The organism is Arhodomonas sp. SL1 (assembly GCF_052060015.1).
In the GTDB taxonomy this organism is placed as follows: Bacteria; Pseudomonadota; Gammaproteobacteria; order Nitrococcales; family Nitrococcaceae; genus Arhodomonas.
Genome location: NZ_JBPODZ010000004.1, coordinates 43118 through 63906, shown reverse-complemented (window position 1 = coordinate 63906; position 20789 = coordinate 43118). Strand labels below are relative to the sequence as shown.

Genomic DNA, 20789 nt, shown 5'->3' with positions numbered 1-20789 from the left:
GCTCAGCGTCCGGCCGGCATCGGATAGCGGAACTTCAGGAACTTCTGGGCATTGCTCAGGGCCTGGAACGCCTCCTTGAGATTGCGCCGCTCGGTGGCCGGAACGTTCTCCGGTTCGATATTGTTATCCGGCTCGCGCTCGTTCTCCAGGTCCACGACCTGATGACGGATTCGCGAGATGCTGAGGAACTCCAGCGCCTCGCGCAGCCGATCGCCCACGCCCGGGCCGAGCAACTGCGTGCGGCCGATGTCGTCGAGGCGTTCGAAGGAATTCTGCGCCCGCGAACCACAAGCCAGGGCATGCACCCGGATGAGATCCACCAGCGGCGCGGTGCCACGCCGTTTGACGTTGATGGAGTTGTTGTGCTTGCCGTCCTTCTCCATGACGAAGTCCCGGAAGAACCCTAGGGGAGGGGTACGATTCAGCGCGTTGCGCGCCATCGCCGCCAGGAAGAGCTCGCTGTTCTTGGCCCGCTCGGCGACGAGATCCTGAAGGGATTCCACGAAGGGATTCTCCCCGTAGACGCTGTCCAGGTCGAAGAAGATATTGCTGTGCAGCAGCCGCTCCGGGGTGGGGTGATCGATCCAGTCACTGAAGTATTGCCGCCATACCGACAACGGCTGGCGCCAGCGCGGATTGGTGGCCATCACGTCGCCCTTACAGTAGGTATAACCGCAGGCGGCGAGGCCGTCGCTGACCCGCCGCGCCAGCTCCAGGAAGTACGCATCGTGGCGTGCCGGGTCGAAGTCGTCGCCGAGTACCAGGGCGTTGTCCTGATCGCTGACGATGCTCTGTTCGTTGCGGGCCATCGAACCCAGCGCCATGAACGCGTACCGCACCGGCGGGGGTCCGAGCTCCTGTTCGGCGAGCTCCAGCAGCCGCCGGGTGAAGCTCCGGCCAATGGTGGACAGGGCACTGCCCACCATTCGGGAGTCGGCTCCGTCGCGGACCATGCGCACGAACGTCGCGCGCACTTCGGGCAACAGCCCGGCGAGCTCCTCCGCGCTGTTCCGGCTGAAGATGGCGTCCACCAGGTAGAGGCTGCTATGGGTCTCGTAACGAATCAGATCGGAGAGATGGACAATGCCGATGGGCCGGCGCCGGTGCATCACCGGCAGGTGATGGACATTGCTGCGCAGCATGCACAGCATCGCCTCATGGATGGATTCATCGGACTGCACGGCCACCAGGCGATCGCCCACCACCTCGCCCACGGCGGTCTCCGGTGGCAGCCCCTCGGCCACGACCCGCGCCCGGAAGTCGGTATCCGTGAGGATGCCCCGGACCTGCCACTGCCGGCCGTCGTTGTCGGTATAGGTGTAACGGGGATTCTCGGTGACGGCATCCACCACCAGGACCGCCGAGGCCTGGCCCTCGGTGACCCGTCGTGCGGCCTCCTGCACGCTGTCGGTGGCCTCGACGATCAGCGGCGGTCGGGTGATCAGCTTGCGCACCCGGGCCACCATCATTTCGTTGTTCTTGCGCTGCTCCTCTACCACGGCCTTCAGCCGCGGACGACCGAGCTCCACGAAGTCGGCGAAGTGCTCATCGGCCTCGCAGAGCCGCCGCAGGGCCCCGCGGGGGATGAAATAGATCAGCGTATCCTCGATGGCCGAGACCGGAAAGCGCACCCGCTGATTCCGCAACAGGCTGAAGTGGCCGAAGATATCCCCCTCGCCGAGCCGGTCGAAGAGGTTGCCGTTGCGGCGGTACACCTCCACCGCGCCACTGCGGATGTAGCAGAGGTCTTCGATGGGTTGGTCGGCCTCCAGGATCGGAGTGCCGGCCTTGAAATAGGCCACTTCGACGCTGCCGGCCACCTCGTCCAACAGCTCATCGGAGATCCGGTCGAAGGGGGGATGGCGCCCCATATGCTGACGGATCTCAAGCAGCTCGGCGTCCATGGGCGCTCCCCCGGCGGCGGATCGGTGTCGCGGTTTAGTTTGCGGGTCCGCAGCCCCCCTGTGAACCCTATTCACCGCCGGGGGTTAGGTGCACCTCCTGGCCGCGCTCGTCACAGGTCACCAGCATCACTGGCCGCCGCCACACGCGGTGGATATAATCCAGCACGTACCGGGCGCGCTCCAGGTCCAGGCCGCGGCCGTCATCGGCGATGTTCTGCCGCAACACCAGCGAGCCATCGCGGCCGAGCTCCTCCACCGCCACCCGCGGCGCGCCGAAGTTGTACTTCGGTGCCAGCAGGGTCTCGTGGAGCTCGGCGAGGTTGGCGTCGGTAACGCGGATCTGGCCGTCCTGGCGGGCCGAGTAGACGAACAGCTCCAGCTCCCGGGCCCGCTCCGCGCTGAGGTAATTGCGCACGAAGCCGAAGTCGTCCTCCTCGCGCATCACCGACCGCGCCCGTTCCACGCCCTCCTCCTCGACGATGTGTTGCCAGAGCACGTAGCCCAGATGATAGGGGTTGACCTGCAGCGAGATGCGGTTGTCACCGCCGTAGGGGCGGACCACATCGGAGTGGGTCTTCATGCAGTCCACGTAGGCCTCCGAGGGCAGGAAATCCGCCTCCCGGAGCAGCCGCGCATGCCAGTAGCTCGCCCACCCCTCGTTCATGATCTGGCAGTTGAACACCGGCTGGAAGTAGTAGGCCTCCTTGCGGACGGCGAGGAAGATGTCCCGCTCCCAATCCTCCATCTCCGGGGCGTACTGGGCGATGAACCAAAGCAGGTCGTACTCGGGCCGTGGCGGGATCCGGGCCGGACCCTTCCGCCGGGGCGCCTCGCCGACCCCCCCGCCCTCGCCGGGGAGGGTGGAATAGCGTTCGCGGAACGCCTCCTCCCCCTCGCCGTCGCCGAGCTCCGGCGACTCTGCGGTGTATCCCTCGGGAAAGCGTTTCCGGTTCAGGGGTTGCCCGGTGTCGATGTGGGGCTCCAGCGCCAGGGCCGCGTCCAGGACCTGCTCCACCCGCTTCTCGCCGAGGGTCTCGATCACCTCCTCGATACGGTGGGCATGGGCCGCCGCCTGCTCGACGATGTGATAGCCCACCTGCTCCTGGCTGCGGGAGAACAGGAGATTGTTACGCGAGAAGTCCGCGTGGCCGAGCACATGGGCGACCACGAGGGTATTCTCCTCGACGCTGTTGGTGTCCACCAGGAAGGCCCGGTTGGGGTTGCCCGGGAACACCACCTCGAAGATCCGCGAGTGGCCCATGCGGTGCTGCACCATCTGGTAGATCCAGCGCACGCCGAAGGACCAGTGGGGCATGCGCACGGGCAGGCCGTAGACGGCGATCTCGGTCATGAACGCCGAGGGCACCAGCTCGAAGTCCACCGGGTAGTGCTCCAGCCCCTGCTCGCGGGCCAGGGCCTCCATACGCGGGATGGCGTCTTCCAGGGTCAGTCGCATCTCACACTGCCTCCACGGCATCCGCCTGATCGGTGAAGAACGCGCGGATCGCCGGCCAGATGTCGCTGTCGTCGCTCAGCGCATAGCTCCCGCAGGGCACGCCCACGGCAGCCAGCTCCCGCCAGATCAGCGCCACCTCGGTATCCAGCCGCCGGTGGCCATGATGGGACACCTCGGCGTAGCCCATGAAGTTCATGTGCGGCGCCAATCGTGCCAGCGCCTCGGTGGCGCGGCCCCGGTCCTCGCTGAAGTTGTGGCCGTCGGTGGCGTAGAAGAGATAGCAGTTGTAGCGGGACGGGTCGTAGCCCGCCTCCAGCTCCTCCTCGACCTTGTGCAGCCCCGACGAGCTGCGGGTACCACCCTGGCCGTGGACCTGGAAGAAGGCCTCCTCCTCGAAGGTCCAGGCCTCCACGGTGTGGGCGACGAACACCGTCTCCACCGCGGAGAACTGCCGGCGGATCCCCGCGAGCGCCCAGAAGAAGAAGGTCTTGGCGAGCTTACGGCAATGCTCGTCCATGCTCGAGGAGACGTCCAGCAGCAGGAAGACCACGGCATTGGTGCTCGGCTTGCGTCGCCGGGCGAGCTGGCGGAAGCGCAGGTCGTCGTTGCTGATGGGCACCGCCTCCGGGCCCGTGGCGCTGCGCCGCTTGATGGCCTCGCGCATGGTCCGCCGGCGGTCCAGCCGGGAACGGGCCCCACGCCGGTCCCAGCCCTCGCGGATGAGCTCGTCGGTCTCGACGCTGTCGCCCTGCTTCGGCTGCAGATTAGGCAGTTCCAACTCCTCCCAGAGCCAGTCGAGGATGTCGTCGACGCGGAACTCGAGGACGAAGGTGACCCCGCCTTCCCCCTCGCCGGCACCCTCCTGGCCCTGGCCGGGCGCCCCCGGCTGGGCGGGCCGCAGCACGTCCCCGGGCTCGGCCTGGCCCTGGCCGGCGCCCCCCTGCTCGGAGGGCTCCCGCAGGCGGAAGCGGTAGTGTTCCATGAACTTCACCGGCACCTGCACGGTGCGGTTATCCGGACGGGACAGGATGTCCGAGTCGGCTACCAGGTCGGGGAGCTGGCTTCGCACCGCCTCGCGAACCCGGCGGTTGTGGCGCAGCCAGTCCCGGGTGCCCCGGGAGAAGAGGTCATACCAGGGATGCTCGGCGTCGCTGCCGTGGGCCTGTATCAATGCCATTGCCCCTACTCCTGTGACAGCAGCGTGGTTACGTAGTTGAGCGCCTCGCGTGCCCCGTGGCGATCATAGCCGTAGTCACTGATCAGGCGCTCCTCGACGGCGGCGATCTTCTCGCGGGCCTCCTCATCGGGCCGGGTCACCGAGGTCACCAGGCGCAGCACGTCGCGGCGTTCCTCGAAGAGGTAGCGCTCCATGGCCTCCTTGAGGCGGCTGTGGGAGTCCAGCGTGAAGGCCTCCCCGCGCTTGTAGGCGACCATTGCCTTGCGCACCACCTCCTGGCGGAAGGTGCTCTTGCCGGCGTCGGAGATGTTGATCTTCTCCTCCACCGAGCGGAGGAAGCGCTCATCCGGCGGGCGCGTCTCACCGGTGATGGGGTCGCTGACCTCGCGGTTGTCCAGGGTCGCCTCCACCTCGTCGAGGTACTTCTCCAGCAGGTTGGCGCTCTCCTCCTCGAAGGATACGAACAGCGCCTTGTGGACGTCCTCCTTGACCCAGTGGTTGTAGAAGTCCTTCCGCGCGGTGACCAGGAAGTCCACCCAGGCCCGCTTCTGCTTGGCCTCGATGCGGGCGTCGTTCTCGATGGCATCCTTGAGGGTCACCAGTACCTCCATGCTGGTCAGGCTCTTGACGTCGCTACGCGAGATGGCGTTCGACAGCGCGTTGACCACGAAGCGCGGCGAGACCCCGGAGAGGCCCTCGTCCTCATGCTCGTTCTCGATGCGCTCCTTCTCGCTGACGGAGACACCATCCACCGCCTCGTCGGCATAGAGGTGCACCTTCTTGGAGAGATCCAGATCCTCACGCTCCGAGGGCTTGAGCCGGGAGAGCACGGCGAACACCGCCGTCACCTCCAGGGCATGCGGGTCGAGGTGCACCTCCTGGAACGTTGGTGCCTGGGCGATGAGCTTGCGGTAGATCCGCGCCTCGTCCTTGTAGTTGAGGGTGTAGGGGACCTGGACGATGACCATTCGGTCGAGCAGGGCCTCGTTCTCCTTCTCCTGGAGGAACTTGCGGAACTCCGCCAGGTTGGTGTGGGCGATGATGGTCTCGTCGACATGGATCAGCGGGAAGCGCGAGACCTTGACGTTCTTCTCCTGGGTCAAGGTGAGCAGCAGATACAGGAATTCGCGCTTTACCTTGAGGATCTCGATCATCTCCAGGAGGCCGCGGCTGGCGGCATAGACCGCGCCGGACCAGCTCCAGGCCCGCGGGTCGCCCTCGTCGCCGTACTCGGAGACCTTGGCGAGATCCACCGAGCCGATGAGATCGGCGATGTCCGCGGTGGTGGGATCATGGGGCGCATAGGTGCCCACACCCACGCGGTTGGCCTCGGAGAGGAAGATGCGCTCCACCGGGTAACGCATGAAATCGCCCTCGTACTCGCGCTCGAGCACCGAGCGGCAGTAGGGCGAGAGATCCCCCTGGATATCCACGCCGTAGGTCTCCCGGAACTCGGGGCGTAGGCTGTAGGGCACCAGGTTCAGCGGATTCTCATGCAGCGGTGACCCCTTGAGGGCGTACAGCGCCCCCTCTTCGGTCTGGCTGTACTCCTCCAGCCCCCGCTTCAACAGGATCACCAGGCTGGACTTGCCCCCTGAGGGCGGGCCGAGCAGAAGCAACAGGCGGCGCCCCACCTCGGAGCCCGCGCTCGCCGCCTTGAAATAGTCCATGATGCGGCGCAGGGGCCGCTCCATGCCGAAGAGCTCCTGGGAGAACAGCCGGAATTCCTCGCCCTCCTCGCTGTCCTCCGACTCCCGGCGCTGCATCCACCGCAGCATGTCCCAGACATACTGGTGGCTGGAACGGGTCGCGAGTCGCGGCTGTTGCACGACCACCTGCTCGAGGTATTCCCCGAATGTGCCCTCCCACTGCTTCGCCCGATGCTCCTGGGTGTAGGCGGTCATGGAATCGAGGAAGTGCTGATGCCGGTCGTGCGGGCTGCCGTTGGTGCTCGCCATACCATCTCCTCCTTACGGAATGGCCCGCGGGATCGGGGCGCCCCCATTGGATGCCCCGCGGCCGGGGCCTTGTGATGGGTTAGAGTGCCGACGCCGGCGATAGGTTTCGCCGCACGCCGATTCCCTGCCTCTCTACTGGAACTTGTAGCACACCGCAGTCGCTGTGTTAGCGGTTCCGGCGCATCGCGCGGCAGACTTCACAGCTACGCGGCGAAGGCGTAATTTGCGTGCAACTATCACTACCACCGGGGCACCGCCGCGAACGGATTCGTGAATGCTGCCGCTGCTGATCTCCGTTACGGCGCTGCTGGCCTCCACCCTGGTGCTGATGACCGGCAGCGGGCTACTGGGCACGTTGCTGTCCGTACGCATGGGGCTGGAGGCCTACAGTCCCGGGGTCACCGGCGCGGTACTCTCCGCCTATTTCGCCGGGCTTATGCTCGGCGCCCTCGGCGCCGGCGGTATCATCCGCCGCGCCGGCCACATCCGCGCCTTCGCCGTATTCGCGGCCGTAGTGACCGCCGCCACCCTCCTGCACGCCCTATGGATCAATCCGTGGTTCTGGGCCGCGCTGCGGATCATCAGCGGCTTCTCCCTGGCGGGCCTGTACATGGTCATCGAGAGCTGGCTCAACGAGCGCGGCGCCGGCCAGGCCCGCGGACGGCTGTTCTCGCTGTATCAGACCACCAGCTACCTGGGGCTCGGTCTGGGCCAAGTGTTGCTCACGCTGCGACCGGTCACGGGCGCGGAGCTGTTCATCATCAACGCCATCCTGCTGGCGCTGTGCCTGGTGCCGGTCAGCCTGACCCGGGCCATTCACCCCACCCCACCGGAACGGGCGCCCATGGCGCTGGCGCTGGTCTACCGGGGCTCGCCGCTGGGGATGCTGATCTGCCTCGGGGCCGGCGTCGTCAACAGCTCGGCCTTCGCCCTGGCCCCGGTGTTCGTCGCCGAGCACGTGGGGGTACAGAGCGTGGCGGTATTCATGAGCGCGATGATCCTTGGCGGCATGCTGCTGCAGTACCCGCTCGGCCACTTATCGGACGTCTTCGACCGCCGGACCCTCATCGCCGTGGTCAATGTCGTGCTCATCGGCGTCGCCCTGGCCATGCTTTACGTCGCCGATGCCGGCCTCTACGCCCTGGCGGGCGTCGGGCTCGGCTACGGCGGGCTGACCTTTACCCTGTATCCCCTCGCAGTGGCCCACATCAACGACCGGGTGCGCTCGGAGAACTTCGTCGGGGTCGCGGGGGCACTGCTGTTCACCTGGGGGATCGGGGCGGTAGCGGGCCCCATCGCCATCGGTCAGCTGATGAACGCGGTAGGCACGGGCGGGCTCTTCCACGGGGTAATCGCCGCCGCCGCGGTGATGGCCGCCGCCACCCTGGGTGCCCGCCGGGAGCAGGTGCCCAATGCGGAACAGACGCCGTTCGTGAGCATGGCACGGACCACCACGATGATCGCGGAAATGGATCCGCGCACCGAACCATACAGCGGGGGACAGCTCGACTGGATCCGTGAGCTGGAAAGGGGCTCCTCGAGGCAAGGCCCCTGACGCGAAAGATAGTGGAGCGGCCGACCGGAATCGAACCGGCATCACGACCTTGGGAGGGTCGGGTTCTACCGTTGAACTACGGCCGCATGCGGACCCTTGGCCCTGCTCGTGTATTTGTAGCCGTTTTCCCGGGGGAAAAGCAAGGGGGAAGACGCCCCGGAGCCAAGCCTAATCCTGCCACCTCGCCGGCAAACCTCTCCCCTTGCTGGGTTTCCACTAGGGGACCTTGGCCGGCCCCCTCGCCCTGGGCCTTTCTACTGGGCCCATAATGATCGTCTCTATCAATCGATATGTTTTAGACAATCAATTTCATTCATTACCTCGTCCTGGTTATGCTGCACAGCGTCATTCAACGACATCCACGCAAACCAAAGGAGCGAGTATCCATGTCGCTGATCAACACCGAGCTCAAGCCGTTCACCGCCCAGGCCTTCAAGCAGGGCAAGTTCTTCGAGGTTAGTGACCAGGACCTGCGCGGCAACTGGTCCGTGGTGTTCTTCTATCCGGCCGACTTCACCTTCGTCTGCCCGACGGAGCTCGAGGACCTGGCCGATCACTACGACGAGTTCCGCGAGCTCGGCGTGGAGATCTACGCCGTCTCCACCGATACCCACTTCGCCCACAAGGCCTGGCACGACACCTCCGAGGCCATCGGCAAGATCCAATACACCATGATCGGTGACCCGACCCACACCATCACCAACAACTTCGAGAACCTCCGCGAGGGTGAGGGCGTGGCCGACCGTGCCACCTTCGTCATCGATCCGGATGGCGTGATCCAGGCCATGGAGGTGACCGCCGAGGGCATCGGCCGTGACGCCGCGGATCTGCTGCGCAAGGTCAAGGCCGCGCAGTACGTGCGCAACCATCCCGGTGAGGTCTGCCCCGCCAAGTGGAAAGAAGGCGAGCAGACGCTGGAGCCGTCCCTCGACCTGGTCGGCAAGATCTGAAGCGGCCTCCGGGGCCCGGGCTTTTCCCGGGCCCCTCGCGAACCTTCGCACGCACCGGGCGCCCGCGCGCCCGGGCCTGACAATGAAACCGAAGCCCAGGGGGGCCATCGCTATGTTGGACAACAAGCTCAAGGACCAGTTGAAGGCCTATCTCGAGAATGTGACGCAGCCGGTCGAGCTGGTTGCCAGCCTCGACGATGGCGATAAATCCCGGGAGCTCGAGGAGCTTCTCGGCGAGATTGCCTCACTCTCCGAGCAGGTCAGCCTGCTGCGCGATGACGACGCCGACGTGCGCCGGCCGTCGTTCACCATTCGCCGCGCAGGCAGCGATGTCGCCGTGCGCTTCGCCGGTATCCCCATGGGCCACGAGTTCACCTCCCTGGTCCTGGCGCTGCTGCAGGTCGGCGGTCACCCCATCAAGGCCTCCGCGGAGGTCATCGAGCAGATCCGGGCGCTGGACGGCGACTACCACTTCGAGACGTTCTTCTCGCAGTCCTGCCAGAATTGCCCGGACGTGGTGCAGGCGCTCAACCTGATGAGCGTGGTCAACCCGCGCATCCGCCACGAGTCCATCGACGGCGCGGTGTTTCAGGACGAGGTCGAGGAGCGCGGGGTGATGGCCGTCCCGAGTGTTTATCTCAACGGTGAGCCGTTCGCCCAGGGACGGATGAGCCTGGAGGACATCGTCGCCAGGCTCGACACCGGCTCCGAGGGCCGCGAGGCGGAGAAGATCAACGCCCGTGACCCCTTCGACGTGCTGGTCATCGGTGGCGGCCCCGGCGGCGCTTCGGCGGCCATCTACGCTGCGCGCAAGGGCATCCGAACCGGCATTGCGGCGGAGCGCTTCGGCGGCCAGGTCATGGATACCCTCGGCATCGAGAACTTCATCTCCGTGCCGTATACCGAGGGCCCGAAGCTCGTTGCGGCCCTCGAGGAACACGTCAAGGACTACGACGTCGACATCATGGACCGCCAGCGCGCCGAGCGCCTGGTCCCCGCCGAGCGCCCCGGCGCGCCCCACCGCGTGGAGCTCGCCAACGGCGCCAGCCTCGAGGGCCGGACCGTGGTGCTCGCCACCGGCGCCCGCTGGAAGGCGCTCGGCGTCCCCGGGGAGGCCGAGTACCGCAACAAGGGGGTGGCCTATTGCCCCCACTGCGACGGCCCCCTCTTCAAGGGCAAGCGCGTGGCGGTCATCGGCGGCGGTAATTCCGGGGTGGAGGCGGCCATCGACCTGGCCGGCATCGTCGATCATGTCACCGTGCTGGAGTTCGCCGACGAGCTGAACGCCGATGCGGTGTTGCAGAACAAGCTCGACAGCCTGCCCAACGTGACGGTGATCCGCTCGGCGCAGACCACCGAGGTCACCGGCGACGGCAACCGGGTCAACGGCGTGGATTACAAGGACCGCACCAGCGGCGAAATCCGTCACGTGGAGGTGGCGGGCGTCTTCGTCCAGATCGGCCTGCTGCCCAACACCGAGTGGCTGCAGGGGACCGTGGCCCTGTCCCGTTACGGCGAGATCGAGATCGACGACCGCGGGGCCACGTCGGTTCCCGGCGTACTCGCCGCCGGCGACGCCACCACGGTGCCGTACAAGCAGATCGTCATCGCCATGGGTGAGGGATCCAAGGCGGCGCTCAGCGCCTTCGACTTCCTGATCCGCAACAGCGTCGACCAAGAAGACGAAGCCGCTGCCTGAACCGGAAAAGACACCACCCCCCAAGCCCGGCAATCGCCGGGCTTCTTTCCGGTTCCGCTACGACTCGGTCGATCACCCCTGCGCACGCGCCGTCAGCCAGGTTGGCGCTCACGTGCGCCCCAAGAACACCTTGTGGCTCATATATTTTGATTTGTGATCTACAAATGCACTTGTGGCGCGTAAGTGATCCCCAAAAGCCAGCAGGTAGTCAGTGGGCAACAGCAGCGAGCAACTAGTGCCGGATCTCGACACCCACCTGCGACGTCGTCCGCGCGCGTGCGCGGATCGGCTTGCCGCTCATGGCCAGCCGTGTTGCACCCCCCGGATGGTATCGGAGAAACCGCCCCAGGTGCGCGCATAACCTCCGGTGCTGGGTAGCCACTGCCACGGCCGGCACGTGTACAATAGTAAAGCTATGCAGGAGCAACGCGCACCCATCGAGGTCCTCGTCAACGGCGAACCACGGCGGATTGCCGGCGATGCCACCGTCGCGGATCTGGTCGCCGCGCTCGAACTCGGCAACCGTCGGATCGCCGTCGAGGTCAACGAGGAGCTGGTACCGCGGGGCGAGATGGCCGACTACGAGCTCGCCGCCGGGGACCGCGTGGAGGTCGTCCGCGCCATCGGCGGGGGCTGACCCCCGCAATCCCGTTCAGCGACTGGAACACACCATGGCAGCAGACAGCTTTAGCGTCGCCGGCCGCGAGTTCCGCTCGCGGCTGCTGGTGGGCACGGGCAAGTACCGCGACCTGGACGAGACCGCGGAGGCCATCGCCGCCAGCGGCGCGGAGATCGTCACCGTGGCCATCCGCCGCAGCAACATCGGCCAATCCGGCGACGAGCCCAACCTCCTGGAGGCAGTGCCCCCGGATCGCTACACCATCCTCCCCAACACCGCCGGCTGCTACACGGCGAAGGACGCGGTACGCACCTGCCGCCTGGCCCGGGAGCTGCTCGACGGGCACAACCTGGTCAAGCTGGAGGTCTTGGGCGACGAGAAGACGCTGTTCCCCGACGTCACTGCCACCCTGGAGGCGGCGGAGACGCTGGTGGCCGAGGGCTTCGACGTGATGGTTTATACCTCGGACGATCCCATCATCGCGCGGCGGCTCGAGGAGATCGGCTGTGTCGTCATTATGCCGCTGGCCGCACCCATCGGCTCCGGGCTCGGTATCCAGAATCGCTACAACCTACTGACCATCATCGAGAACGCCTCGGTCCCGGTGCTGGTGGATGCCGGCGTGGGCACCGCCTCGGATGCCGCCATCGCCATGGAGCTGGGCTGCGACGGGGTGCTGCTCAACACCGCCATCGCCGGCGCCCGGGAGCCGGTACGCATGGCCCGGGCCATGCGTTTGGCCGTGGAGGCGGGCCGGGAGGCCTATCTGGCCGGCCGCATCCCGCGCAAACGCTACGCGAGCGCCTCCTCCCCCCTCGACGGTACGTTTTTCTGACGAGAACGCTGAGCCACGGATGCACAGAGATGGACGTCGATATTCCCGGGACACGGCCGGCGAAATCCCGCCAGCGGCAGGGATCCTCTTCGTGCATCGGTGTCGATCCGTGGCTGACCTACAGACGCGACTGCAGTGACTGAATCCCAACGCAACCACCGCCCCCTACGCTCGTTCGTCCGCCGCGAGGGGCGGCTGACTGCCGGACAGCAGCGGGCCATCGACGAGCTCTACCCCCGCTACGGCCTGGAGCCCGAAGGTGGGCCGCTGGAGTTCGCCGCGGCCTTCGGTCGGCAGGCACCGGTGGTGTTGGATGTGGGCTTCGGCGACGGCGAGGCCCTGGCGGAGATGGCACGGGCGCACCCCGGACGCAATTACCTCGGTATCGAGGTCTACCGTTCCGGCGTCGGCCGGCTGCTGCGCACCCTCGCGTCTGAAGACCTCCCCAATGTGCGCGTCATTGAGGGCGATGCGGTGGCGGTGCTCCGCCGGCGCATCCCCCCCGGTTCCCTTGCGGGGTTGGATCTGTTCTTCCCTGACCCCTGGCCGAAGAAACGCCACCACAAGCGCCGCATGGTCCAGCCGGACTGGCTGGAACTGATCGCGACGCGGCTCGCCCCTGGTGGCTTCCTGCACATGGCCACGGACTGGGCGGACTACGCCGAGCACATGCTCGCCGTAGTCTCGGCCAGCGACGCCTTCACCAACCCCTACGGCGGTTTCGCACCCGGCCCCGGCGAGCGCCCCGTAACCAAGTTCGAGCGCCGTGGCCGGCGCAAGGGCCACGGCGTCTGGGACCTCATCGTCCACCGCCGCACCCGCGAATGATGCCCCGCGCGGGTCTCTTCTGGCTCGCCGGGCTGGCTGCGCTGGCGATGCTCAGCCTGCTGGTGGCAGCGATGAGCGGCAGCCTGGCCATCCCGCTGCAGGAGCTTCCCGCCGCCCTCTGGGGCGAGGGCACCGCTCATGATGTAGTCTGGTCGCTGCGCCTGCCCCGGGCACTGGCCGGATTCATCACCGGCGGCCTGCTCGCCCTGGCCGGCGCCCTCATGCAGGTACTGCTGCGCAATCCCCTGGCCGATCCTTACGTGCTGGGGATCTCCGGCGGCGCCGCCACCGGGGCCCTGGGCGCTATGCTCCTGGGCCTGGGGGCGATAATGGTCTCCGGCAGCGCCTTCGCAGGCGCACTGGCGTCCATGGCGTTGGTCTTCGGCCTGGCCCACGGACGTGGCGGCTGGACCCCAACCCGGCTGCTGCTCAACGGCGTGGTGGTCGCCGCCGGCTGGGGCGCGGTGGTGAGCTTTCTGCTGGCGGTGGGCCCGGCCCGGGAGCTTCGGGGCATGCTCTTCTGGCTGATGGGCGACCTCGCCGGCGCCTCCCCGGCCGTCTGGCCGCTGCTGGCCCTGCTCGCCGGCCTCGGCCTGGCCCTGGCCTTCGCCCGGGAACTCAACCTCCTCGCCCGCGGCGAGCTCCAGGCTCGGGCCTTGGGGGTGGCCATCGGCCGGCTGCGTCTGCTGATCTACCTGCTGGCCTCACTACTTACCGCGAGCGCCGTCACCATTGCCGGCACCGTGGGCTTCGTCGGGCTGGTGATCCCCCATTTGCTGCGGCTCGCCATAGGGACCGATCACCGCCTGCTGCTGCCGGCGGCGGTGCTCCTCGGCGGCAGCTTTCTGGTGCTGGCGGACACCCTCGCCCGCACCGCCTTTGCGCCGCAGCAACTCCCGGTGGGGGTATTCTCCGCGTTCATCGGCGTACCGGTGTTTCTCTTCCTGCTCTACCGTGGCGGCCGGGAGGTAGCGTGATGGCAGTGCTGGAGGCCCGGGGCATAGATGTCTCCATCGCCGGCCACCGGATCTGCAGCGGCCTGAACTTTCGCATGGGCCCCGGCGAGTGCTGGGGGCTGCTCGGGGCCAACGGCACCGGCAAGACCACGCTGCTCCACACTATGGCCGGCCTGCGTCCCCTGGACGGCGGCGAGCTCTACCTGGACGGGCGGCCGATGGCACGGATGGCCCGCCGTGCGGTGGCGCAACGGCTCGGTCTGATGCCCCAGGACAGCCACGACCCCTTCCCCACCACCGTCCGGGAGACGGCCCTCATCGGCCGCCACCCCTGGCTCGGGAACTGGCAATGGGAAGGGCCCCGGGACATGGCCCTGGCCGAGGCCGCCCTGGCCGAGGTGGGACTGGCGGAGCTCGCGGAACGGCCGGTGAACACCCTCTCCGGTGGCGAGCGCCGACGCCTGGCCCTGGCGACACTACTCACCCAGGACCCGGAGATCGCGCTGCTCGATGAGCCCAGCAACCACCTGGACCTGCACCACCAGGTGCGGCTGCTCGAACGCGTCACCGCGCGCAGCCGCGACGCCGGGGGTACGCTGGTGATGAGCCTGCATGACCCCAATCTCGCCGACCGCTTCTGTGACCACCTATTGCTGCTCTTCGGCGATGGTCAGGCGTGCCTCGGGCCGGCCCGGACCGTCCTCAACGAGACCACCCTGGAGCGGCTGTACGGCCACCCCATCCGCATCCTCCGCGACGGGGAACGGCGCGCCTTCCTCCCCGAGTGAGACCGTCCTAGGGGGCCGCATTGTCCACGTAGTGGAAACAATATTTTCCGGCAGTTCCCCTTGTGAGGCACCCTCCTTGCCGCCAACAATGCCGGGATGGACAACGAGCTACCGAGACGGCCATGATCTGGCGAAACACCCCCAACGCCTACGGGCTGGTGAGCATCATCCTCCACTGGCTGATCGCCGTAGCCATCATCGGCCTGTTCGTGCTCGGCCTGTGGATGGTGGACCTCTCCTACTACCACGAGTGGTACACAACGGCGCCAGAGATCCACAAGTCCGTGGGGATCCTGGTGGGCATCGCCCTGGTGCTGCGATTGCTCTGGCGGCTGGCCAACCCAAGGCCCGCCTTCGAGCGGGGCATGAAGGCCTGGGAACGTATCGGGGCGGTGATCGCGCACTGGAGTACCTATTTGCTCGGTTTCGTGATCGTGGCCTCCGGGTACCTGATCCCCACCGCGAAGGGTGACCCCATCAGCGTATTCGGCTGGTTCGAGCTGCCGGCGCTGCAGATCGGCATCGCCAACCAGGAGGATGTGGCGGGGGCCGTTCACTACTATGCGGCCTGGCTGCTCATCGCCGTGGCTACGGTCCACGCGCTGGCCGCCCTCAAACACCATTTCGTCAACCGGGACCGCACGCTGACCCGCATGCTTCGGCCCGGACACTGATCACTACACCGCTGCAAGAGCAACAAGGAGCCATCCCATGAACCGTTTCATCGCCATCACCACCGCCGCCGGTCTCGCGCTCGGCGCCGGCAGCGCCCTCGCCGAGCCGCAGGACTACGAAATCGACCCGGCACATTCCTTCATCACCTTCAAGGTGAGCCACATCGGCTTCGCCTGGATGCCGGGGGTGTTCCACGACTTCTCCGGCACCATCACCTACGACGCGGAGGACCGCTCCGCGAGCAGCACCGAGTTCACCGTGGATACCGCATCGCTGGACACCTTCCACGCCGAGCGGGACAAGCACCTGCGCGAGCGCGACGGCCTGTTCGAGACCGCGGACTTCCCGGAGGCAAGCTTCGTGAGCACCGCCTACGAGCCCACGGGCGACGATAGCGCCACGCTCCGCGGCGATCTCACCATCAAGGGCAACACCCAGGAGGTGGCCTTCGAGGTGGAAGAGATGGCCGCCCGGGAGGACCCGTGGGGCGGCTTCCGGCGGGCGTTCTCCGCGGAGACCACCGTGGACATCGCCGACTTCGGCCTGACCTACTTCGAGGACAACGGCATCCCCATGCCGAAGACGGCCACCATCCGCATCGCCGTCGAGGCAGTGCGACAGTGACATCCTCGGGGGCCCGTTCCGCGGGCCCCGTGGTTCTCCATCAGCCCCCGCGGTGCTTGCCCGGCACCCAAAGCAGATCGCCGTCGCCCTCCACGGCGTTGACGTAGCGGGCGGCGACGAACAGATAATCGGATAGCCGGTTGACGTAGCCCAGCGCCGCCTCGTTGATGGCCGCCTCCCGCTGCAGGGTGACGAGCTCGCGCTCGCCCCGCCGTGCGATCGTGCGCGCCAGATGCAAATGGGCCGCCCGGGCCACACCGCCGGGAAGGATGAACGAGCGCAGCGACTCCAGCTCGGCGTTGTAGGCATCGATGCAGCGCTCCAGCCAGCTCACCTGGGCGGGATCGAGGCGCAATGGCTCGTGCTTGAGCTCTGCCTCCAGGGGCGTGGCCAGGTCCGCCCCCAGATCGAAGAGGTCGTTCTGGATGCGCTCCAGCTCCTCCTCGAGGCGGCCACTGCCACCGATACGGGCGAGCCCGATGGCGGCGTTGAGCTCGTCGACGGTGCCATAGGCGGTGACCCGGGGATCGTCCTTGGGCACACGGCTGCCATCGACGAGGGCGGTCTCCCCGGCATCGCCGGTGCGGGTATAGATCTTGGTGAGGCGGACCATGGGTACGCGTTCCTCCCTGCGCCGGGCAGCGGGCCCGGCGCGTTGATGGGTGATCGGGCGACTCAGATGACGGGGGTCTCCCGATAGGTGCCCCAGATCTCGCGCAGGGTCTCGACGATGTCGCCCATTGAGGCACCCGCCTTCACCAGCTCGATGGTCACCGGCATGATGTTGCGGGATTCGTCATCGGCGATCTCGCGCAGCTCCTCGATGAGCTGCTGGACCCGCGACTCGTCACGGCGCTCGCGCACGCCATTGAGCCGCTCGATCTGGCGGCGCTCCGTCTCCGGGTCGTGGGGATGGGTCTCGATGTCGACCTTCTCCTCGTCCTCGACGAAGCAGTTGACGCCGATCACCGGCCGCTCGCCACTGGCCTTGCGGATGGCGAAGTCATAGGCGGAATCGGCAATCTCCTTCTGGAACCACCCCTCGTCGATGGCCTGGAGTGTACCGCCCATCTCGTCGACGCGGGCAAGCAGGGCGTTGACCTCCTCCTCGATCTGGTCGGTGAGACGCTCCACGTACCAGGAACCCCCCACTGGGTCCACCACCTGATCGACGCCGGTCTCGTAGGCGATGACCTGCTGGGTGCGCAGCGCCATGCGCATCGCCTCCTCGGTGGGGATGGCGAAGGCCTCGTCCATGCCGTTGGTGTGCAGGGACTGGGCGCCACCGAGCACCGCCGAGAGGGCCTGGAAGGCGGTGCGCACGATATTGACCTGGTACTGGGGCTTGGTCAGGGTCGCCGCGGCGGTCTGGGCATGGAAGCGCAACCGGCACGACTCGGGCTTCTCCGCGCCGAAGCGCTCGCGCATGATCCGCGCGTATACCCGGCGGGCGGCGCGGAACTTGGCGATCTCCTCGAAGAAGTCGGCCTGGCTGACGAAGAAGAACGACAGCCGGGGCGCGAAGTCGTCCACGGCCACACCGGCCTTGATGGCCTCCTCCACGTACTGGATGGTGGTGGCCATGGTGAAGGCCACCTCCTGGGTGGCCGTCGCCCCGGCCTCGGAGATGTGATAGCCGGAGATGTTCACGGGGTTGTAGCGGCGCATGTGCTTGGCGCCGTACTCGATGCAGTCGCGCACCAGACGTACCGACGGGCGCACCGGATAGATCCACTCCTTCTGCGCGATGTATTCCTTGAGGATGTCGTTCTGGATGGTGCCCGAGAGGTCGTTGAGGTCGTAGCCACGCTTCTCGGCCAAAGCGAGGTACATCGCGTAAAGGATCCAGGCCGAGGGGTTGATGGTCATCGATACCGAGATCTTGGTCAGATCGATACCCTCGAACAGGGTCTCCATGTCCTCGAGGGTGTCGATGGCCACGCCCTCGCGGCCCACCTCCCCGTGGCTCATGGGGTGGTCCGAGTCGAATCCCATCAGGGTGGGCATGTCGAAGTCCACGGACAGCCCGGTCTGCCCCACCGAGAGCAGGTACTTGAAGCGCTCGTTGGTCTCGGCGGCGGTGCCGAAGCCGGCGATCTGGCGCATGGTCCAGTGCCGACCCCGGTACATGGTGGGATACGGCCCCCGGGTGAACGGGTAGCGCCCCGGCAGGCCGATGGACTCGAACGGGGTGTCCGCCACGTCCGCCGGGGTATAGACACGCTCGACGGGGAGCCCCGCACCGGTGCGGTACTCCTCCCGGCGCTCGGGCATGCGGCGGACGAAATCCGCCACCTCGTTGGCCTCCCAGTCACGGCGCTCGCCGTCGATACGCTCGACGGCCCCCTCGTCATACAGCTTGTTCGTCATCGCGAATCCTCTCCTTGACCGTGTCCAACAGCTCCAGCGCGGCCCCATGGGGGTCGAGCTCGCGGGCGACCACGCGCTCGAGCATGGCCTCGATACGCTCCCGGCGAGCCTTGAGAAAGCCCTCCCGGACCATTTCCTCGGCGATCTTCACTACCCGGGTGCTGGCGATGCGGCGCCGCCGGGTCTCGATCTCGCCGGTGCGGTACAGGTGCTCGCGGTGACGGTCGAGTGCGGCGAGCAGCTCGCCGAAGCCGGTCACCGTCTCGGCGCTGGTAGGCACCACCGGCACCTGCCAGGCCTCAGGCCCCTCGGGCATGCTCATCATCAGCATGGACTTGAGCTCGCGGACCGTGCGGTTGGCGTCGGCGCGATCGGCCTTGCTCACCACGTGGATGTCGGCGATCTCCAGGATGCCGGCCTTGATGGCCTGGATGTCGTCGCCCAGGCCCGGGGCATTGACCACCACGGTGGTGTGGGCGGCGCGGACCACATCCACCTCGTCCTGGCCCACGCCCACCGTCTCCACCAGCACGAGATCGAAGCCGCCGGCGTCGAGCACGTCCACCGCATCCAGGGCCGGGCGGGCGAGCCCGCCCAGGGCCCCGCGCGTGGCCATGCTGCGGATGAACACCCCGGGGTCGCTGACCAGGTCCGACATGCGGATGCGGTCACCGAGGATGGCGCCGCCGGTGAACGGGCTCGATGGGTCGATGGCGATTACCGCCACCCGGCGGCCGTCGGCGCGGACCGTCCGGGCGAGCTCGCTGACCAGGGTGGACTTGCCGGCACCGGGCACGCCGGTGATGCCGACCACGTGGGCCCGGCCGGTGTCGCGATACAGGGCCGCCAGGGCGTGGCGGCACTCGCTCTCGCCGGACTCGGCCCGGGTGATCAGCCGGGCGATCGCCCGGGGATCGCCGCCGCGGACCCGTTCCGCCAGGACCTCCGAGGCGATGCGCTCAGCCATCACCGCCCCCTACCCGCCGTTGCAGGCTTGCGTAGAGATCCCGGTCATCGATCACGCGCTTGGCCTTGAAATCGGTACGCTCGAAGGTGCCGGCGCTGACCGGCTCCACCGCCACCCGCAGGCCAAGCATGCGGGCCAGGGCGGAGGCGGCGTGCTCGCGGAATGCGGCGATGGCCGCATCACCACGGGCCTCGGTGGCCCCGTCCATCTCCACCTGCACCAGCAGCTCGTCCATCACCCCCTCCCGGGAGACGACGATGCGGTGCTCACCGCCATAGCCGTCGAGCTCGGTGAGCACCGCCGCGATCTCACTCGGGTACACGTTTTCGCCGCGGATCTGGAACATGTCGTCGATCCGACCGTAGATGCCCTGGGGCAGGCGCGGGTACGTACGTCCGCAGGGGTTGTCCTCCAGCACCCAGTGGGTGAGATCGCCGGAGAACAGGCGGATCATGGGCTGGGAGGTCCGCTCCAGGGTGGTGTAGATCGGGGTCCCCTGGCTCCCGTAGGGGACCCGGCGGAAGGTCTCCGGGTCGCACACCTCGGTGTAGACGATGTCCTGCCACAGCAGCATGCCGTCGGTCTCGGCGCTGCCGGCGCCGTGCATCCAGGGGGTCACCTCCGCCATGGTGCCGGAGTCCACCACACGCGCCCCGAAGGTGCGGGCGATGTGGTCACGGATACCCGGAATGGAGCCGCCCGGCTCGCCGGAGAAGAACATCACCCGGATGCCGAACTCCCGCGGGTCCACGCCCTCCTCCTCGGCCACCTCCGCGAGGCGCAGCGCATAGGATGGGGTGGAGTAGAAGCCCGCCGGCTGCATCATGCGCAGCCAGGTCACCGCCCGGGAGGTCATCCCCGGCGCGCCGGCGCCGAAGGGGAAAGCCTTGCAGCCCAGGCGCTCGGCGCCGATGAGCGCCCCCCAGGAGCCCATGTAAAGGCTGAGGATGGCGGCGACGAATACCGTGTCCCCGGGGCGCAACCCCATGCCCCACATGATCCGGGCGTGGTTGTTGGCGATGGTCTCCCAGTCCTCCCGGGAGATGCCGAAGACCGTCGGACGCCCGGAGGTCCCAGAGGTGCCGTGAATATGGTGTACCTCCTGCTCCGGGACGCAAAGGTAATCGCCGAACGGAGGGGCATTGGCCTGGGAGGCGCGGATCTCGTCCTTGGTCACCACCGGCACGTGCTCGAAGTCCGCTAGGCTGCGGACGTCGTCAGGGCCGATGCCAGCGGCATCCCATTTCCGCCGGTAGAAGGGGGCATGCTCGTAGGCGTAGTGCATCACCTCGCGCAGGCGCGCGACGATGGCCTCGTCGCGCTCCGCGGGGTCCATGGTCTCGCGCTGAGGGAACCAGTATCGCTGATCCGGCGCCGGGAAGTAGGTGCCGTCGTAGCGTGGCGGGAAGTGCCACTGCTCCATGATCT

At 67.4% G+C, this 20789-nt stretch carries 18 protein-coding genes and 1 tRNA gene; 10 read left to right on the top strand and 9 right to left on the bottom strand.

Going from position 1 to position 20789, the window contains the following annotated elements; all coding sequences use genetic code 11:
* Window positions 1-2 precede the first annotated feature (2 nt).
* From ACQ754_RS07350 to ACQ754_RS07335, 4 genes are all read right to left on the bottom strand, one after another.
* Window positions 3-1904, bottom strand: coding sequence for a DUF294 nucleotidyltransferase-like domain-containing protein (locus ACQ754_RS07350; protein WP_440996354.1), 1902 nt, complete (start codon window positions 1902-1904; stop codon window positions 3-5).
* Between the two features lie 67 nt (window positions 1905-1971).
* Window positions 1972-3360: a SpoVR family protein gene (locus ACQ754_RS07345; protein WP_440996353.1), complete on the bottom strand. Its 1389-nt coding sequence runs from the start codon at window positions 3358-3360 to the stop codon at window positions 1972-1974.
* Window position 3361: 1 nt separating this feature from the next.
* Entirely contained in the window at window positions 3362-4537 is a 1176-nt protein-coding gene (locus tag ACQ754_RS07340; protein WP_440996352.1) for a DUF444 family protein, read from the bottom strand.
* 5 nt (window positions 4538-4542) lie between these two features.
* Window positions 4543-6495, bottom strand: coding sequence for a serine protein kinase (locus tag ACQ754_RS07335; protein ID WP_440996351.1), 1953 nt, complete (start codon window positions 6493-6495; stop codon window positions 4543-4545).
* 274 nt (window positions 6496-6769) lie between these two features.
* On the opposite strand from ACQ754_RS07335, the gene ACQ754_RS07330 reads away from it, so the two are divergent.
* Window positions 6770-8050, top strand: a complete 1281-nt coding sequence (locus ACQ754_RS07330; RefSeq protein WP_440996350.1) for an MFS transporter — start codon at window positions 6770-6772, stop codon at window positions 8048-8050.
* Between the two features lie 12 nt (window positions 8051-8062).
* Here ACQ754_RS07330 and ACQ754_RS07325 read toward each other — a convergent pair.
* Window positions 8063-8136: transfer RNA gene (locus tag ACQ754_RS07325), tRNA-Gly, on the bottom strand.
* Between the two features lie 300 nt (window positions 8137-8436).
* Between ACQ754_RS07325 and ahpC the strand changes: the two genes are divergently transcribed.
* The 9 genes from ahpC to ACQ754_RS07280 all read left to right on the top strand — a co-directional run bounded on the left by ahpC (window position 8437) and on the right by ACQ754_RS07280 (window position 16024).
* Window positions 8437-9000 carry an alkyl hydroperoxide reductase subunit C gene (ahpC, locus tag ACQ754_RS07320; RefSeq protein ID WP_440996349.1) on the top strand — a complete coding sequence of 188 codons (564 nt, stop codon included), beginning with the start codon at window positions 8437-8439 and terminating at the stop codon, window positions 8998-9000.
* A 112-nt stretch (window positions 9001-9112) separates the two neighbouring features.
* Window positions 9113-10699, top strand: a complete 1587-nt coding sequence (gene ahpF, locus ACQ754_RS07315) for an alkyl hydroperoxide reductase subunit F (protein ID WP_440996348.1) — start codon at window positions 9113-9115, stop codon at window positions 10697-10699.
* Between the two features lie 415 nt (window positions 10700-11114).
* Entirely contained in the window at window positions 11115-11336 is a 222-nt protein-coding gene (thiS, locus tag ACQ754_RS07310; protein ID WP_440996347.1) for a sulfur carrier protein ThiS, read from the top strand.
* 34 nt (window positions 11337-11370) lie between these two features.
* Window positions 11371-12153, top strand: a complete 783-nt coding sequence (locus tag ACQ754_RS07305; RefSeq protein WP_440996346.1) for a thiazole synthase — start codon at window positions 11371-11373, stop codon at window positions 12151-12153.
* A gap of 135 nt (window positions 12154-12288) precedes the next feature.
* The gene (gene trmB, locus ACQ754_RS07300; protein WP_440996345.1) at window positions 12289-12981 is read left to right on the top strand and encodes a tRNA (guanosine(46)-N7)-methyltransferase TrmB; all 693 of its coding nucleotides are present in this window, start codon (window positions 12289-12291) and stop codon (window positions 12979-12981) included.
* On the top strand, window positions 12981-13958 hold the full coding sequence (locus tag ACQ754_RS07295) for a FecCD family ABC transporter permease (protein ID WP_440996579.1): 978 nt from the start codon (window positions 12981-12983) through the stop codon (window positions 13956-13958). The genes trmB and ACQ754_RS07295 overlap by 1 nt, the downstream gene beginning before the upstream one ends.
* On the top strand, window positions 13958-14725 hold the full coding sequence (locus tag ACQ754_RS07290; protein WP_440996344.1) for an ABC transporter ATP-binding protein: 768 nt from the start codon (window positions 13958-13960) through the stop codon (window positions 14723-14725). Before ACQ754_RS07295 ends, ACQ754_RS07290 begins: the two co-directional genes overlap by 1 nt.
* Before the next feature lie 122 nt (window positions 14726-14847).
* Window positions 14848-15399, top strand: coding sequence for a cytochrome b (locus ACQ754_RS07285; RefSeq protein WP_440996343.1), 552 nt, complete (start codon window positions 14848-14850; stop codon window positions 15397-15399).
* Window positions 15400-15436: 37 nt separating this feature from the next.
* Window positions 15437-16024 (top strand): YceI family protein, encoded by a 588-nt coding sequence (locus ACQ754_RS07280; RefSeq protein ID WP_440996342.1) that lies wholly within the window; start codon window positions 15437-15439, stop codon window positions 16022-16024.
* A 40-nt stretch (window positions 16025-16064) separates the two neighbouring features.
* Here the strand turns inward: ACQ754_RS07280 and ACQ754_RS07275 are convergent, their stop codons facing one another.
* The 4 genes from ACQ754_RS07275 to ACQ754_RS07260 form a co-directional block, all read right to left on the bottom strand.
* Window positions 16065-16637 (bottom strand): cob(I)yrinic acid a,c-diamide adenosyltransferase, encoded by a 573-nt coding sequence (locus ACQ754_RS07275; RefSeq protein WP_440996341.1) that lies wholly within the window; start codon window positions 16635-16637, stop codon window positions 16065-16067.
* Between the two features lie 62 nt (window positions 16638-16699).
* Complete coding sequence (locus ACQ754_RS07270; protein ID WP_440996340.1) at window positions 16700-18394, bottom strand: methylmalonyl-CoA mutase family protein; 1695 nt, start codon at window positions 18392-18394, stop codon at window positions 16700-16702.
* Window positions 18375-19361, bottom strand: a complete 987-nt coding sequence (gene meaB / locus ACQ754_RS07265; RefSeq protein WP_440996339.1) for a methylmalonyl Co-A mutase-associated GTPase MeaB — start codon at window positions 19359-19361, stop codon at window positions 18375-18377. Before meaB ends, ACQ754_RS07270 begins: the two co-directional genes overlap by 20 nt.
* Entirely contained in the window at window positions 19354-20784 is a 1431-nt protein-coding gene (locus tag ACQ754_RS07260) for a phenylacetate--CoA ligase family protein (RefSeq protein ID WP_440996338.1), read from the bottom strand. Before ACQ754_RS07260 ends, meaB begins: the two co-directional genes overlap by 8 nt.
* Window positions 20785-20789: the final 5 nt, after the last annotated feature.